Source organism: Streptomyces sp. NPDC017448, from assembly GCF_044330565.1.
In the GTDB taxonomy this organism is placed as follows: domain Bacteria; phylum Actinomycetota; class Actinomycetes; order Streptomycetales; family Streptomycetaceae; genus Streptomyces.
On the sequence record NZ_JBIRLM010000006.1, the window covers coordinates 1 to 16,085 of the forward strand.

General features: G+C 73.4%; 16 protein-coding genes. 3 read left to right on the forward strand and 13 right to left on the reverse strand.

Features of this window, described 5'->3' with window-relative positions:
* Positions 1-212: 212 nt before the first annotated feature.
* The gene (locus ACH4K1_RS12285) at positions 213-1,094 is read right to left on the reverse strand and encodes a glycoside hydrolase family 19 protein (RefSeq protein WP_398088887.1); all 882 of its coding nucleotides are present in this window, start codon (positions 1,092-1,094) and stop codon (positions 213-215) included.
* Between the two features lie 397 nt (positions 1,095-1,491).
* The gene (locus tag ACH4K1_RS12290) at positions 1,492-2,775 is read right to left on the reverse strand and encodes an adenylosuccinate synthase (protein ID WP_228994473.1); all 1,284 of its coding nucleotides are present in this window, start codon (positions 2,773-2,775) and stop codon (positions 1,492-1,494) included.
* 186 nt (positions 2,776-2,961) lie between these two features.
* On the opposite strand from ACH4K1_RS12290, the gene ACH4K1_RS12295 reads away from it, so the two are divergent.
* From ACH4K1_RS12295 to ACH4K1_RS12305, 3 genes are all read left to right on the forward strand, one after another.
* Entirely contained in the window at positions 2,962-3,840 is an 879-nt protein-coding gene (locus ACH4K1_RS12295) for a diacylglycerol kinase (protein WP_398088889.1), read from the forward strand.
* 55 nt (positions 3,841-3,895) lie between these two features.
* Positions 3,896-4,168: a DUF1876 domain-containing protein gene (locus tag ACH4K1_RS12300; RefSeq protein WP_228994471.1), complete on the forward strand. Its 273-nt coding sequence runs from the start codon at positions 3,896-3,898 to the stop codon at positions 4,166-4,168.
* Between the two features lie 103 nt (positions 4,169-4,271).
* Positions 4,272-4,625, forward strand: coding sequence for a hypothetical protein (locus ACH4K1_RS12305; RefSeq protein WP_398088891.1), 354 nt, complete (start codon positions 4,272-4,274; stop codon positions 4,623-4,625).
* Between the two features lie 112 nt (positions 4,626-4,737).
* Here ACH4K1_RS12305 and ACH4K1_RS12310 read toward each other — a convergent pair whose 3' ends face one another.
* From ACH4K1_RS12310 to ACH4K1_RS12360, 11 genes are all read right to left on the reverse strand, one after another.
* Positions 4,738-5,943: a cytochrome P450 gene (locus ACH4K1_RS12310; protein ID WP_398088893.1), complete on the reverse strand. Its 1,206-nt coding sequence runs from the start codon at positions 5,941-5,943 to the stop codon at positions 4,738-4,740.
* A 139-nt stretch (positions 5,944-6,082) separates the two neighbouring features.
* Positions 6,083-6,751 carry a response regulator gene (locus ACH4K1_RS12315; protein WP_191045491.1) on the reverse strand — a complete coding sequence of 223 codons (669 nt, stop codon included), beginning with the start codon at positions 6,749-6,751 and terminating at the stop codon, positions 6,083-6,085.
* Positions 6,748-8,079, reverse strand: coding sequence for a sensor histidine kinase (locus ACH4K1_RS12320; protein WP_398088895.1), 1,332 nt, complete (start codon positions 8,077-8,079; stop codon positions 6,748-6,750). The genes ACH4K1_RS12315 and ACH4K1_RS12320 overlap by 4 nt, the downstream gene beginning before the upstream one ends.
* Before the next feature lie 132 nt (positions 8,080-8,211).
* A complete protein-coding gene (locus ACH4K1_RS12325) occupies positions 8,212-9,132 on the reverse strand; it encodes an alpha/beta hydrolase family protein (protein ID WP_398088897.1) in 921 nt (306 codons plus the stop codon).
* Positions 9,133-9,276: 144 nt separating this feature from the next.
* A complete protein-coding gene (gene kynU, locus ACH4K1_RS12330; protein ID WP_398088898.1) occupies positions 9,277-10,488 on the reverse strand; it encodes a kynureninase in 1,212 nt (403 codons plus the stop codon).
* Complete coding sequence (locus ACH4K1_RS12335; protein WP_398088899.1) at positions 10,481-11,329, reverse strand: tryptophan 2,3-dioxygenase family protein; 849 nt, start codon at positions 11,327-11,329, stop codon at positions 10,481-10,483. Before ACH4K1_RS12335 ends, kynU begins: the two co-directional genes overlap by 8 nt.
* Positions 11,330-11,467: 138 nt before the next feature.
* Positions 11,468-11,881 carry a DUF3151 domain-containing protein gene (locus tag ACH4K1_RS12340; RefSeq protein WP_073768540.1) on the reverse strand — a complete coding sequence of 138 codons (414 nt, stop codon included), beginning with the start codon at positions 11,879-11,881 and terminating at the stop codon, positions 11,468-11,470.
* Between the two features lie 211 nt (positions 11,882-12,092).
* A complete protein-coding gene (locus ACH4K1_RS12345) occupies positions 12,093-13,259 on the reverse strand; it encodes a MalY/PatB family protein (protein ID WP_398088901.1) in 1,167 nt (388 codons plus the stop codon).
* Between the two features lie 100 nt (positions 13,260-13,359).
* Positions 13,360-14,391 carry a class II fructose-bisphosphate aldolase gene (fbaA, locus tag ACH4K1_RS12350; RefSeq protein WP_228994952.1) on the reverse strand — a complete coding sequence of 344 codons (1,032 nt, stop codon included), beginning with the start codon at positions 14,389-14,391 and terminating at the stop codon, positions 13,360-13,362.
* A 211-nt stretch (positions 14,392-14,602) separates the two neighbouring features.
* Positions 14,603-15,142, reverse strand: a complete 540-nt coding sequence (gene pyrE / locus ACH4K1_RS12355) for an orotate phosphoribosyltransferase (RefSeq protein WP_073768532.1) — start codon at positions 15,140-15,142, stop codon at positions 14,603-14,605.
* A gap of 48 nt (positions 15,143-15,190) precedes the next feature.
* Positions 15,191-15,997: an aldose 1-epimerase gene (locus tag ACH4K1_RS12360; protein WP_398088904.1), complete on the reverse strand. Its 807-nt coding sequence runs from the start codon at positions 15,995-15,997 to the stop codon at positions 15,191-15,193.
* Positions 15,998-16,085 lie beyond the last annotated feature (88 nt).

The window sequence follows — 16,085 nt, forward strand, 5'->3', positions numbered from 1 at the left end:
GGGGCCGCCCCCGGGGGGGGGGGGGCCCCCCCCGGGGGGGGCCGGGGGGGGGGGGGGGGGGGGCGCGGGGGCGCGGGGGGGGGGGGGGCCCGGCCGGGGGGGGGGGGGGGGGGGCCGGCCCCCCCCCCCCCCCACCCCCCGCTCCGGGTGGGGTCCTCAGAGGATCCTTCAGGGGGCCCTCACGGGCCGGGGTGACGCGGTGCGGTGCGAAGTCAGCAGCTCAGGTTCGGGCCGGTGGTGGTGCCGAGGATCTGGGTGAACTGCGTGAACTTGTTGATCCGGCTCTGGACCTGTGCCGGGTTGCCGCCGTTGCACTCCAGGGCGCCGTTGATGGAGCGGATCGTCTCGCCGAAGCCGGCGTTGTTGACGATGGCGTTGTGCGGCGTCATGGTGCCGGGGCCGTTCTGGGTGTTCCAGTACCAGAGGCCGGTCTTCCACGCCACGGAGGCGTTCTGCTCCACCAGGTACGGGTTGGCCAGGAGGTTGATGCCGAGCGCGTCGCCGGCGGCCTTGTAGTTGAAGTTCCAGCTCAGCTGGATCGGGCCGCGGCCGTAGTAGGCGGCCTGGCCGGCCGGGCAGCCGTAGGGCTGGGTGGCGTCACAGTAGTGCGGGTAGTTCGCCTCGTTGACTTCCTTGATGTACACCAGCCCGCCGGTCTCGTGGCTGACGTTGGCGAGGAAGGCGGCGGCCTCGCGCTTCTTGACCTCGTCGCTGCCCGTGTTGGCGAAGGCCGGGTAGGCGCTCAGCGCGTCGGTCAGGCCCTTGTACGTGTAGAAGGCGTTCCGGTTCGGGAACATCTGGTTGAACTGGGCCTCGCTGACGACGAACCCGTCGTTCTGGCCCGGTCCGTCGCCGCCGCCGCAGGCGCCCTTGTCGGCCCAGACGTCCGACGTGCCCGGACGCTCGTTCTGCGTCCACCACTTGGCGGTGTAGTTGCGGCCGTTGTACGAGACCGTGCCGCCGTTCGTGTAGACGGCGGAGGAATTCCAGGCCGTGGCGCAGGCGGCGGCCTGCGCGGTGGCGGCGGGAAGGACGACGAGCGCTGCGACGAGCGCGCCGAGCGCGACCAGCAGACTCATGACACGTCGGATCACGTGATCACACTCCTTGGACGCGGCGCGACGTCCGGCCGTGCGCCGCCGTGGGGGTGACCGACACTCAAGCGAGATGGTCTGAACCTGTCAAGGTCTAGACCAACACCGGTCCGTCTTCCGGTTCCACCGCCGCCTCCCCCGCCCGGTGGGCGCGGGCGCGCCGACCGCCCCCCTCAACAGCCCTTATTCCGGAGGGAGCCCATCCGCATCCCGGCCGGGACGGGGCGGCGGCCGAAGGTAAAATCTTCCGGCCCCTCCCGGCATGCGGACAGCGCGGACCCCTCGCGGACGGCCTCCCGGAGCGCCGGGAGGACCGCGTCGGACTCCGCCCCGCCCCCCGACGAAGCCGAAGGGGCCCGGGATCACCGTGATCCCGGGCCCCGCGGACAACCGCTCCCTACAGGAACGAGTTGATCTCGATCGTCTCGGTCCGGCCGGGACCGACGCCGATCGCGGAGATCGGCGCGCCCGACATCTCCTCCAGCGCCTTCACGTACGCCTGCGCGTTCTTCGGCAGGTCGGAGAAGGTCTTGGCCTTGGTGATGTCCTCGGACCAGCCCGGCAGGTTCTCGTAGATCGGCTTCGCGTGGTGGAAGTCGGTCTGGTTGTACGGGAGTTCCTCGACACGCTTGCCGTCGATCTCGTACGCCACGCAGACCGGGATCCGCTCCCAGCCGGTGAGGACGTCCAGCTTGGTGAGGAAGAAGTCGGTCAGGCCGTTGACCCGGGTCGCGTACCGCGCGATCGGGGCGTCGAACCAGCCGCAGCGGCGGTCACGGCCGGTGGTGACACCGCGCTCCCCGCCGATGCGCCGCAGCGCCTCGCCGTCCTCGTCGAACAGCTCGGTCGGGAACGGGCCGGCCCCCACTCGCGTCGTATAGGCCTTGAGGATGCCGATGACCCGGCTGATCTTCGTCGGACCGACGCCCGCACCGGTGCAGGCGCCGCCCGCGGTCGGGTTCGACGAGGTGACGAAGGGGTACGTGCCGTGGTCGACGTCGAGCAGGGTGCCCTGGCCGCCCTCGAAGAGCACGACCTTGCCGTCGTCGATGGCGTCGTTCAGGATCAGGGTCGTGTCGGCGACGAACGGCTTGATCTGCTCCGCGTACTGGAGCATGTCCTCGACGACCTTGCCCGCCTCGATGGCCCGGCGGTTGAAGACCTTGGCCAGGAGCTGGTTCTTCTGCTCCAGGGCCGCCTCCACCTTCTGCTCCAGGATCGACTCGTCGTAGAGGTCCTGGACGCGGATGCCCACCCGGTTGATCTTGTCGGCGTACGTCGGGCCGATGCCCCGGCCCGTCGTGCCGATCTTGCGCTTCCCCAGGAAGCGCTCGGTCACCTTGTCGAGCGTGACGTTGTAAGGAGTGATGAGGTGAGCGTTTCCGCTGATCAGAAGCTTGGACGTGTCGACGCCTCGCTCGTTCAGACCGCTCAGCTCGGAGAGCAGGACCGCCGGGTCGACCACGACACCGTTCCCGATGACCGGGGTGCACCCCGGCGACAGGATTCCGGAGGGGAGGAGATGCAGCGCGTACTTCTGGTCGCCGACGACGACCGTGTGGCCGGCGTTGTTGCCGCCCTGGTAGCGCACCACATAGTCCACGGATCCACCGAGCAGGTCGGTGGCCTTCCCCTTGCCCTCGTCACCCCACTGAGCACCGAGCAGCACAAGTGCGGGCACAGGCGTACACCCCTTCCGGGCGGGGCATGTCCAAGGTCAGGGGGCGTACGTCAAGGTCGTACCTGCCGTACGACGATGTACGGCAGAGCCTGAGCCGTCGAACCGGGTGCCCCGGAATAGACGAAGCCCCTGGCGCAATAGCGCAAGGGGCTCTTGCACCAAGATGCTACCCGAGGAAGGACCGAGGTGTCGGCTGCAGAGCCCCCCGGCGACGGCGACGACCAGCTCCTGGTGGTCATCGACCCGGTCGCCCGCCGGAGCGACGGCGAGTCCGTGCGTATCGCCAAGGACGTGCTGAGCGCCGGTTCGCACGCCAAGATCTGCCTTCCGGACACCCCCGAGGAGTTCGCGCGGGCCCTGTCCCGGCGGGGCTCACGCCGGCCCGTGGTGGTCGGCGACGACCACGCGCTGCTGCGCGCGGTGGCCCAGCTGCACCGCGAACGGGAGCTGGCCGCCGGCGTCCTCTCCCTGATCCCCGTCGGCGCCGCGCACGCCCTGGAGGTGGCCCACGCCCTCGGCGTGCCCCGGGGCGCGGTGGCCGCCGCGCGCACCGCGCTGGACGGGGCGGTGCGCCGTCTGGACCTGCTGGTCGACGACAGCGACGGCATCGTCCTCGGCCGCCTCCGCATCCCCGTCCCGGCCCCGCCGTCCGACGCGCGCGGCCCGCACGCGGGCGTCACGGCCGTCTGGGACACCTGCCGCTCGCTGGTCGCCTCCCTGGTCCGCCCGGTCCCGGTCGCCGCCGCGCACCCGGGCACGCACCGGCTGCGCATCGAGGCGGACGGGGTGGTGCTGAGCGACCTGGACACCCCGGTCCGGGGCCTCTCGGTGACCTCCCGGAGCGGCGGGGGCCTGGCCGACGTCGTCGTCCGCACCGCCTCGGGCGAGGACGTGACCGCCGAGGCCGAGGCCGTCACGGTCTCCGGCGCGGACTTCCGCTACCGGGCGGACATACGGACCGCCGGGCCGGTGCGCACCCGGACCTGGACCGTCCGGCCCGGCGCCTGGGCGCTGATGCTGCCCGTCCCGGCGAGCGCGGACGGGGCGGCGGGCGCACCCTGGTAGAGGGGGACGGTCCGGCGACGGAGCCGTCCCGTGTCCGGCCCCGGAGGTGACCGCCATGACCAGGACCGCTGTCGGATGGCACATCGACCTCGAGTTCGAGGAGGACTCCCACCGCACCCGTGCGGCGGCGCTCGTCCGCCTCTCCGACGGAACGGAAGTACGCGCCCACGGCTACGCCAGCCGCCATCCCTCGGACGCCGACCAGCAGCGTGTCGGCGAGGAGATCGCGGGGGCCAGGGCGCTCAACGAACTGGCGATGAAGCTGCTGACCAAGGCGCACGACGAGATCGACGAGGCGTCGGGGCGCTCGTCCTACCCGCTGACGTAAGCCCTCCCGCCGTTCCCTCCCGCACGGGGCGCCCCCCTTGCGGCGTTCGCGGTGCGGGCCGCGGAGGGGAACCGTGGCCCTGCCGTGCCGCGTCCCCCCGGGTATGGAGATTCACAAGGGCACGCGGGACGAGCGGCGTGAGGCCGCCGTAGGCGCCGTCGGCTGTGGGACGGCCTTCGCCGGCGCCCTCGCGGGCATCGTGCTCTGGGCCCCGCACGGCAAGGGCGGCCTCCTCGACGGCTTCGAGGGCGCCTCCAACTGGAACGTGCTCTGGATCGGCCTGCCCCTGATGATCCTCGGCGGCGTCGCGGCGGCCCTGGCCGTCTTCTTCCTGGTCCGGCGGCGCTGGCCGCACGCTCTCGGCATGGTCGCGGCCATCGCCGCGCTCATCGCGGTCGGCGTCGGCGTCGACGCGCTGGCCGGGGCCCCGCGGCCGGAGTGCTACGACCCCTGCTGACCCCCCGGCCCGCCCGCCGCACCCGGTCCGCCCGCCGCGCCCGGTCGGCCCCCGTCGCACCCGGTCCGCCCGCCGCGGCGAGGGCCGCGAACCACCCCGCCCGGCCGCGCCCTCACACCTCCACCAGCAGCTCCTTCAGCCCCCGGATCACGTACCCCGGCTGCCACGCGGGCTCCGCCGCCAACCGCAGCGCGGGCGCCTTGCGCAGCAGCTCCCCGAAGGAAGCGGCCAGCTCCAGCCGGGCCAGCGGGGCGCCCAGGCAGAAGTGGATGCCCGCGCCGAAGGTGATGTGCGGGTTGTCCGTCCGCGACAGGTCCAGGGTGTCCGGACGCGCGAACCGCTCCGGATCCCGGTTGGCCGAGCCGAACAGCAGCGCCACCTCCGCGCCCCGCCGGATCACCTGGCCGCCGATCTCGATGTCGTCCAGCACCCAGCGCTCGAACATCTGCAACGGGGTGTCGTAGCGCAGCAGCTCCTCGACCGCGGTGGGCAGCAGGGCGGGGTCGGCGCGCAGCGCCGCCAACTGCTCCGGGTGGTGGAAGAGGGTGCGCCAGCCGCCGGCGGTGGTGTTGACCGTCGCCTCGTGGCCCGCGTTCAGCAGGAGCACACAGGTGGAGACCATCTCCTGCTCGGTCAGCCGCTCGCCCTCGTCATGGGCGGCGATGAGCGCCGAGATCAGGTCGTCGCCGGGGTCGGCGCGCCGCTCGGCGATGAGCCCGCGCAGATACGCGGAGAAGTCGGCGGAGGCGCGGACGGCGGCCGCCGCCGTCTCCTCCGAGGGGTTCAGCTCGAACATCCCGCAGATCGCCGCCGACCACGGCCGCAGCAGCCCCCGGTCGGCCTCCGGTACGCCCAGCATCTCCGCGATCACCGCGACCGGGAGCGGCTCCGCGACCTCCGCCAGCAGGTCCCCGCCGCCCTTCGCCACGAAGGCGTCCACCAGGCCGGCCGCCAGCCGCCGTACGGTCGGGGCCAGGTTCTCGACCGTACGCGGGGTGAACGCCTTGGAGACCAGCCGCCGGATCCGGGGGTGGTCGGGGGCCTCCAGGTCGAGGATGCCCTGCCCGTTGAGGGTGGTGAACGGCTCGTGGGCGGCGGGCGGCGGGGTGCGGCCGAACTCCTCGTGGCTGAAGCGGTGCAGGTACGTCCGGCCGAGCCGCCGGTCGCGCAGCAGGGCCGACACGTCGGCGTGGTGCGGGATCAGCCACTGGCCCGTCGGCTCGAACCGGTGCGCCCGGCCGGCGGCCCGCAGCGCCGCGTAGGCGGGGTAGGGATCGGCGACGAACGCGGGGGACCAGGGATCGAAGGACACGTGCATGGCCCGACGCTACCCGCGCCCGCCGCCTCCGCAAGGGGCGGCGGCGGAACCGCCCCGGGACGACCGCGGGAAAACCCCCGGGCCGGTTCAGGGGCCCGGGGGGGCGGAGCGGCAGGGGGCCGGGTCCGGCAGGGCGGTGCTACCCCGGGGTGACCAGGCGCGCCTCGTAGGCGAAGACCGCCGCCTGGGTCCGGTCGCGCAGCCCGAGCTTCACCAGGATGCGGCTGACGTGCGTCTTGATCGTGGACTCGGCGACGATCAGGTGCGAAGCGATCTCCCCGTTGGAGAGCCCCTGCGCGATGAGGACCAGCACCTCCGTCTCGCGCTCGGTGAGGTCCCCGATCCGCGCGAGGGCGGGCGGCCGGGGGGCCTCCGCGAGCTTGGAGAACTCGTTGATCAGCCGCCGGGTCACCGCCGGGGCGAGCAGCGCCTCGCCCGAGGCCACCACCCGTACGCCCTCCGCGAGCTGCCGGGCCGAGGCGTCCTTGAGGAGGAAGCCCGAGGCCCCGGCGCGCAGCGCCTGGTACACGTACTCGTCGAGGTCGAAGGTGGTCAGCACCAGGACCTTCGCGTCGGCGTCCCGCGCCACGATCTCGCGGGTCGCCTCGATGCCGTTCATCTCCGGCATGCGGATGTCCATCAGGACGACGTCCGGGCGCAGCGCCGCGACCTGGTCGAGCGCCTGCCGGCCGTCCAGCGCCTCGCCCGCCACCGTGATGCCCGGCATCGCGTTGAGCAGGACCGAGAAGCCCTCGCGGACCATCATCTGGTCGTCGACGATCAGGACCCGGATGTCGGTGTCGCTCATGCCCGGCCGTCCCGTTCGACGACGACCGTGTCGGCGTCGGCGCCGGCCGTCCCCCGGGGCTCCGGCTGCTCCGCCGGCGGCACGGGGAGGAACACCGCGACCTCGTACCCGCCGTCCGCCGTCGCCCCGGCCGTCATCTCGCCGTTCAGCATCGCGACCCGCTCCCGCATCCCGGTGATGCCGTGCCCGGCCCCGGGCACCGGCTTGACCAGGCCCTTCGGCGGCCCGTTGACCACGCGCAGCCCCAGGCCGCCGAGGACGTAGCCCAGCTCGACCCGCGCGGAGGAGCCCGGCGCGTGCCGCAGGCTGTTGCTCAGGGCCTCCTGGACGATCCGGTACGCCGACAGCTCGACGCCCTGCGGCAGCTCGCGGACGGCCCCGGTGACCACCTTCTCCGTCTCCAGCCCCGTCTCGCGGACGTTGTCCAGCAGCACGTCGAGCACGGCCAGGGTGGGCTGCGGGGCGTCCGGCGCCTCGTAGTCCTCGGCCCGGACGACCCCGAGGACGCGGCGCAGCTCGGTGAGGGCGGCCACCGCGTTCTCCCGGATGGTGACGAACGCCTGCTCCAGCTCGGGCGGCGGGTTCTCCACCCGGTACGGGGCGGCCTCGGCCTGGATCGCGACGACCGACATGTGGTGGGCGACCACGTCGTGCAGCTCCCGGGCGATGGTGGTGCGCTCCTCCAGCAGGGTGCGCCGGTCGCGCTCGACGGCGGTGACGGTGCGCTGCACGGTGACCTCGCGCTCGGCGTCGCGCCGGATCTGCACCACGGCGACGACGAGCAGCGCGAAGGCGGAGAGGATGGCCACCGGCGCGGTGATCATCGGGTCGCCGCCCTCCAGGAGCATCCCGAACAGCAGCGTCAGCAGCCACATCCAGGCGGCCGTACGGGGCCGGGTCCGGGCGGCCACGACCACCAGGACCACGACCTGGGCCATGAAGGCGCTCGGTCCCCACAGCCCCTCGCTGCCCAGCACCCCGCAGAAGACGGTCGCCACCATCGAGGCCCAGAACGCGGCGACCGGCCGCACCAGGGTCATCGCGACCGGGATCGCGGGCACCAGCCCCATCAGCAGGCGGTACTCCCACTCGGCGAACCCGGCCATCATCACGAGGAAGGCGGCGAACAGCACCAGCGCGTGCGGGGCCCAGACGACGGTCTTCCGCATCCCCTCGGGCAGCCGGCGTATCAGCCGGCCGTCGGGGTTCATCGGCGGCAGCGGCCGGTAGGCGAGCACATCGCGCAGGAGGTCGTTCCGCAGGCCGTCGATCGCCCCTGCGGCCGCCCGGAGCTCCGGGCTGCTGGTCTTCGTCTGGGTCTCGGTCACGCTTCCACGGTAGGCGGGGGCGGACGGCGGGTCGTCAGCATCGCTACGGATTCCGGGGCATCCGTCTCAAGGACTACACGCCTCCGCCCCGCTCCACCCCGCACCGTGAAACCGCAGGTGGGAGCCGCGCGTCTACCAGGCGAGCTGGGTGATCTCCTCGGCCACGACCGCGCAGGCGTCGGCGGCGGGATCGATCAGCGGGAAGTGGCCGGCCCCGCCGAGCAGCGTCAGCCCGACCGTCTCGCCGGACCGGGCCGCCGCGTCGACGTACGCCTCGGAGACGGCCCGGGGGACGACGATGTCCTCGACGCCGTGCACGATCGCGGTGGCGATCCCCGTCGGCAGCAGCGCACCCGGGTCGGCGTGGGCCGCCCGCTCGGCGAACCGCCCCTCCCCACCCAGGAGTTGGGTGACCGCTCCACCGCAGACCCCCAACTCGACCGCGGTGGCGAAGTCCGCGATCGGGGCCAGGGCGACGACCCCGCGCAGCGGCGGCGGGGCGGGCAGCCGCCACGGCGACCCGGCGGGCAGGACGTGCCGCGCCGCCGCCCACAGGGCGAGGTGCCCGCCCGCCGAGTGCCCGCAGGCCACCATCCGCCGCACATCGGCGCCCGGCAGCTCGCGGGAGGCCAGGGCGGGCAGCGCGTCCAGGGCGGCGGCCACGTCGTCGAAGGTCTCCGGCCAGCGCCCCGCGACGGGATCGGAGCCGCCCGGCCGGGGCTCCTCGCCGCCGCGCTGCCGCGGGATGTCGTCGCCGCCGCGCCGGTACTCCACGCTGGCCACGGCGAAGCCCCGGCGGGCCAGGAAGTCCGCGAACGGGGAGAGGTGGGCCCGGTCGTACGGGGCCCGCCAGGCGCCGCCGTGCAGGAGGACGACCAGCGGGGCCCCGGTGCGGCCGTCGCGCGGTGCGTAGAAGTCGACGACCTGGTCGGGGTGGTCCCCGTAGGCGGCGGTCCGGTCGGGGGCGACGGCGGGGTGGGCGAAAGCCGCCGCGCTCTCGGCCGCGTCCCGCCCGCGCGCGGCAGAGTCCGGGGAACCCGGGGAATCCGTCATGCTGCTCAACCGTCCTCTGCCCATGGCCTGCGCCTGTGCCCTGCCCCAACGGGGTTGACCTGCGGGGACGGTACCAGCACCCGGCGCCGTCCCCGCCCGGCCCGCACGCTGCCTGACACGACGTCAGCCTGCGTGCTTCCAGGGCTACCCCTCGGCCAGCACCTCCGCCAGCACCCGCGCCGCCCGTTCCGCGTCGGCATACCCCACGTACAACGGGGTGAAGCCGAACCGCAGCACGTCCGGCCGCCGCAGATCGCCCACGACGCCCCGCTCGATCAGCCGGCGCATCACGGGCTCGGCGTCGGCGCAGCGCAGGGCGACCTGGCTGCCGCGTTCGGCGTGGGCGGCCGGGGTGACGGAGACGACCCGGCCCGCCGGGACGTACGCCTCGACGCACTCCAGGAAGAAGTCCGTCAACGCGAGGGACTTGGCCCGCACGGCGTCCACCTCCACCCCGTCCCACACGTCGAGCGCCGCCTCCAGCGTCAGCATGGAGACGATGTCGGGGGTGCCGACCCGGCCCCGTACGGAACCGGTCGCCGGGGCGTAGTCGGGCTCCATGCCGAACGGGTCGGCGTGCGAGTTCCACCCCGGCAGCGGCGAGTCGAAGGCGGCCTGGTGGCGCTCGGCGACGTACAGGTACGCGGGCGAACCGGGGCCGCCGTTCAGGTACTTGTACGTGCAGCCGACCGCCAGGTCCACCCCGTGCTCGTCCAGCCCCACGGGGAGCGCGCCCGCGCTGTGGCACAGGTCCCACACCGCGATCGCGCCCGCCGCGTGGACGGCGGCGGTCAGGCCGGGCAGGTCGTGCAGCCGGCCGGAGCGGTAGTCGACGTGGTTGAGCAGCACGGCGGCGGTACGCGGACCGAGCGCGGCCGGGACGTCGGCGGGTGCGACCGGCACGATCCGGTGCCCGGTGAGCCGGGCGGCGGACGCCGCGATGTACCCGTCCGTGGGGAAGGTCGTCGCGTCGACCAGGATCTCGTCGCGCCCCTCGCCCGCGAGCCGGGCGGCGGCGACGACGGCCTTGAAGACGTTGACGCTGGTGGAGTCGCCGACGACGACCTGCCCGGCGGCGGCCCCGACGAGCGGGGCGATCCGGTCCCCGATCCGCTCGGGCGCGGTCCACCAGCCGCTCTCGTCCCAGGACCGGATGCGCAGCTGGCCCCACTGGCGGGCCAGGACGTCCTGCACCCGGGCCGGGACGTGGACGGGCAGCGCGCCGAGCGAGTTGCCGTCGAGGTAGACGCCGTCGTCGAGCGCGAACAGTTCGCGGTGGGCGGCGAGCGGATCGGCGGCGTCGAGCCGCTCCGCCCGCGCGCGGAGGCCGTCCGCGGCGGCCGGTGTCTCAGACATGGCTGCGCGCCGTCCACAGCTCGGGGAACACGTTCTTCGTGGCGCGCTTCTCCAGCCAGGCCACCCCGGCGGAACCGCCGGTGCCGGTCTTGGAGCCCATCGCGCGCCGGGTGGCGACGAGGTGGTCGTTGCGCCAGCGCCACACCAGCTCGCCGACATCGGTCAGCAGCTCGCCGAGGCGCACCAGCTCGTCGTTCTGATCGGCGGACGCGTAGATCTCCGCCCACACGGCCTCGACCTCGGGCGAGGGCTCGTACCGCCGGGTCAGGTCCCGGGTGAGAACCGCCTCGGGGATCGCGTACCCGCGCCGGGCCAGCAACGCCAGGGTCTCGTCGTACAGGCTGGGCTCCGCGAGCGCCTTCTCCAGCTCGGCGTGGACCCGGGGCGCGCCCCGGTGCGGCACCAGCATGGAGGCGGACTTGTCGCCGAGCAGGAACTCCATCCGCCGGTACATCGCGGACTGGAACCCGGACCCCTCGCCGAGGGAGCCCCGGTAGGAGTTGAACTGGGCGGGGGTGAGTCCGGAGAGCGGCCGCCAGGACTCGTTGAGCGCCTCCAGCTCGCGCAGCGAACGCTTCAGGGCGTCGCGGGCGACGGGTATGCGGTCCTCGCGCAGGGCGCGGGTGGCGGTCTCCCACTCATGGACGATGACCGTGAACCACAGCTCCATGACCTGGGTGGTGACCAGGAAGACCATCTCGCCGGGATCGTCCGAGCGCAGGTGCTGGAGGTGGGTCAGAACGTCCGCCTGGACATAGTCCTCGTACGGCGTCGTTCCCGCGAAGTCCAGGTGCGGGGTGTCCGCACCGGTGGCTTCGGGGTCGGGGTGGTTGGTCGACATTTCTGTCTCCTCGACACGAGCTTCCGGGTAGCGGTCCGCCCCTTCCATGAGGTGATGGAGCTCCGGTCCCCTGCTCGCATACTAAGCCGCTCCCCGCCCTCGGCGCTTGGGCGGGGAGACGGCTCAGGACAGAAGGGTTCAGCCCAGGATGTCGGCGGCGGTCGGCGAGGAGTCGCGCAGGAACGTCGTGCAGCGCTCGTGCTCCTCGGTCTCCCCGATCGACCCGGCGGCCCGCGCCAGGGCGTGCAGGGCGCGCAGGAAGCCGCGGTTCGGCTCGTGCTCGAACGGGACGGGGCCGTGGCCCTTCCAGCCGGCCCGGCGCAGGGAGTCGAGGCCGCGGTGGTAGCCGGTACGGGCGTACGCGTAGGACTCGACGACCCGGCCGCCCTCGAACGCCTCGTCGGCGAGCTGCGCCCAGGCGAGCGAGGAGGTGGGGTACTTCGCGGCGACCTCGGCGGGCGGGGTGCCGGCGGCGAGCAGCTCGCGCGGCTCGGGGTCGTCGGGCAGGTGGGTCGGGGCGGGGCCCCCGAGCAGGTTCTCGTGGATGGACATGCCTCAAGTGTGCCTGCCGTCACGCCCCGGCGGCACCGCGCCCCGGACGGCGCGGAGGCCGTCCCGGGCGGGGAGCCCCGGATCTCCTCGGGGACGGGGGCATGAACCCCCGCCACGGGGACCGAAACCCGCGGCACGGGCTCCGCAGGCCGCCGTACAGGGCCCCGAACCCGCGGTCCGGGGCCGGGGGCCGGGCCCCCGGAACCGCCGGCTACCGCCGCACGGTCTCCACGGCTCGCACCAGCGCCTCCACGCCCAGGACCGCCTTCTCCCGGGGGCACCCCACGTTCAGCCGGACGAACCCGGGCGCCCCGTAGACGGCGCCCCCCATGACCGCCACCCGCTCCCGCTCCACCAGCACCCGCTGCAACGCCGCGTCGTCCACGCCCAGCGGCCGCAGGTCGATCCACGCCAGGTAGCCGGCCTCGGGCGGCGTCCACCCCAGCTCGGGCAGGGCGTCGCCCAGCCGCCGCGCGACGTACTCCAGGTTCCCCGCCGTGTACGCCCGGACCGCGTCCAGCCACGCCGCCCCCTCCCGGTAGGCGGCGATGTGCGCGGTCAGCGACAGGACGGCGGGCGACGCCAGCCCCTCCGCCGTCTCCATCCGCCGCAGGAACTCCGTGCGGTCCCCCGCGTCCCCGATGAACCCGTACGACCCGGTGAGCGCCGGGAAGTTGAACGCCTTCGAGCCGGAGGTGACGAGCGCCCAGCGCCCGTCGCCCGCCACCCGGGTCCACGGCACGTGAACCCGCCCGACACCGCCCTCGTGCACGAAGTCCGCGTGGATCTCGTCGCTGATCACAGCGGCCCCGTGCCGCTCGGCCAGCTCCGCCGTACGGGCCAGCTCGGCGGCCGTCCACACCCGGCCGGTGGGGTTGTGGGGCGAGCACAGCACCAGCACCTTCGCGTCCGGCCGGGCCAGCTCGCGCTCCAGCGCCTCCTCGTCCCCCACCGGCACCCCGCGCAGCTCGCGCCCGAGCCCGGTGATCGCCTTGCGGAAGCCGTCGTACGTGGGGGTGTGGACGACGACGCCGTCGCCCTCGACCGTCCACATCTGGAGGAGCTGGGAGAGCTGGCTGAGGACGGACGGACCGTAGACCAGCTGCCCGGTGTCGACTTCGGCGCCGTACCGGGTGGCGTACCAGTGGGCTATCGCCGAGCGGAAGTCGTCCTGCTGCCAGGTGCTGTAGCCGAACACCCCGTGGTCCAGGCGGGCCCGGAGCGCCGCCAGCACCTCGGGGGCGGTGGCGAAGTCCATGTCGGAGATGGTGAACGGCAGCAGGCCGTCGACGCCGAAGCGGTCGGCCACCCCGTCCCACTGGACGCACCAGGTGCCCCGGCGGTCGACGGCGGTGTCGAAATCGTAGAACGCGCCCACAACAGGTCCTCTTCTCTCCCGGCACGGCGACGGGCCCGGCCCCCCCGCAGGAGGACCGGGCCCGGCGCCGTACGTCCGCGCATCCGTGTCTACGGGACGGTCACTTCAGCTTCGTGCCGGTGGAGCGCAGGTTGGCGCACGCCTCGGTGACGCGCGCGGCCATGCCGGCCTCGGCCGACTTGCCCCAGGTGCGGGGGTCGTAGGTCTTCTTGTTGCCGACCTCGCCGTCGACCTTCAGGACACCGTCGTAGTTGCGGAACATGTGGTCCGCGACCGGGCGGGTGAAGGCGTACTGGGTGTCGGTGTCGAGGTTCATCTTCACGACGCCGTTCTCCAGCGCGGTGGCGATCTCCTCGGCGGTGGAGCCGGAGCCGCCGTGGAAGACGAAGTCGAACGGCTGGCTGCCGGCCGGCTTGCCGTACTTCTCGGAGACGCCCGCCTGGAGGTCCTTCAGCAGCTCGGGGCGGAGCACGACGTTGCCCGGCTTGTAGACCCCGTGGACGTTGCCGAAGGAGGCGGCCAGCAGGTAGCGGCCCTTCTCGCCCAGCCCCAGGGCCTCGGCGGTACGCAGCGCGTCCTCGACGGTCGTGTACAGCTCGTCGTTGATCTCGTGCGTGACGCCGTCCTCCTCGCCGCCGGTCGGGGTGATCTCGACCTCAAGGATGATCTTGGCGGCGGCGGCCTTGGCCAGCAGCTCCTGCCCGATGGCGAGGTTGTCGGCCAGGGTCTCGGCCGAGCCGTCCCACATGTGGGACTGGAACAGCGGGTTCAGGCCCTTGGCGACGCGCTCGGCGGAGATGTCGAGCAGCGGACGCACGTACCCGTCCAGCTTGTCCTTGGGGCAGTGGTCGGTGTGCAGCGCGATGGTGACGTCGTACTTCGCGGCGACGATGTGCGCGAACTCGGCCAGGGCGACCGCACCCGTGACCATGTCCTTGTTGTACTGGCCGCCCAGGAACTCCGCACCGCCGGTGGAGATCTGGACGATGCCGTCGCTCTCGGCCTCCGCGAAACCGCGCAGGGCCGCGTGCAGGGTCTGGGACGAGGTCACGTTGATGGCCGGGTAGGCGAACTTGCCCGCCTTGGCCCGGTCGAGCATCTCGGCGTAAGCCTCGGGGGTTGCGATGGGCATCTGACCGCTCCTTGGGATGTGCGGGTGTGCAGGCGTAAGTCCCTGACCTGGGGGCGACGTCATCGTCGCCCCCATCTTCCCAGACTCGCCCCCCGGCTCCACCCGGCGGACCCCGTTGGATACCGGACGGTTACGGGTCAGGGGTGGACGGTTTCACGTGAAACCGTCCACCCCTGATGAAAACCGCAGGTCATCCCCGTACGGGCGGGGCTCAGCCCAGATCGAGGTCGGCCACCGAGTAGACGTGCACGTACGGCAGACCGGCCTCGGCGATGGCCGGGGCGGCCCCGCGCTCGACGATCACGGCGACGGCGACGACCTCGCCGCCCGCCTCGCGCACCGCCTCGACGGCGGTCAGCGGCGAACCGCCCGTCGTCGAGGTGTCCTCGACGACGAGGCAGCGGCGGCCCTTCACGTCGGTGCCCTCGATCCGGCGCTGCATCCCGTGCGCCTTCTGCGCCTTGCGGACGACGAACGCGTCCAGGCTCTTACCGCGGGCGGCGGAGGCGTGCAGCATCGAGGTGGCGACCGGGTCGGCGCCGAGCGTCAGCCCGCCGACGCAGTCGTAGTCCAGCTCGGCGGTGGCGTCGAGCATGACCTGGCCGACCAGCGGCGCGGCCCTGCCGTCCAGCGTGATCCGGCGCAGGTCGATGTACCAGTCGGCTTCCAGACCCGAGGAGAGGGTCACCTTGCCGTGCACCACGGCCTTGTCCTTGATCTGCTGGAGCAGGTCAGCGCGTACGTCAGTCATGACCACGAGGGTAAGCGGTACGGCCCGGCCCCACTGCCGGGCACCGGCTCAGAGCCGCGTCCAGCTCCAGGTCGTCGTGGTCTCCAGCGGGTCGATGGGGGTCACCAGCCGGGGCGCGGTGTTGAGCCCGTTCGGCGGCCCGGTCTGCGGCTCCACGCAGACGGCCTCGTCCTGCTCGTCGTAGACCACCACCCACTCGCTGCGGCTCTTGACCGTCAGCTCCAGCTGCTCCGGCCAGGTGAGCTTCACGTCCACGCCGTCGGGCATGCCGAAGCAGTCGTCCCACGGCCCGGGGGCGGGGTCGACGCGCTTCCCGGTCGGAAGGTGGTCCGCACCCCGCTCCTCCTGCCAGGCCGGGTCGAAGGAGAGCCGGACGTCCTGGCCGCCGAGGTTGCGGTGGAACCAGGGGTGCCAGCCGGCCTGGGCCGGGAAGGAGTCGCCGTACGTCTCGACGGCGAGGCCGAGCGTCAGGGAGTCCCCGGTCAGCTCGAAGGTCTGCGTCACCCGGCCCTCGTACGGCCAGGGTTCGGCGAGGTCGTAGTAGAAGGCGGCCCGGCCCTCGGCCAGTTCGGCGGCCGTGTGGGCGGTGCGCCAGGAGGCGTCGCGTCCGGTGCCGTGGATGGCGTGCGGCGGGGAGGTGAGCGGCAGCTCGTGGAGCACGTCGCCGTTGCGGAACTGCCCGTACCCGGTGCGCCCGCACCAGGGGACCATCGGGAAGGAGCCGTACTTCTCGCCCTGGCGGAGCAGCTCGACGCCCCCGATCCGCAGGCTGCCGATCCGGCAGCCGTGCACCGGGTCGATGGTCAACTCGGCTTCGCCGACGGTCAGCCTGACGTTCTCTTCGCTCCTGCTCACCCGACGACCCTACTGGGCCGCCCCTGCCGCCGCCTCCGCCCCGGGCCGCTTCCGGCCTCCACCGCCCCGACTCCGGTCGGCCCCGGAC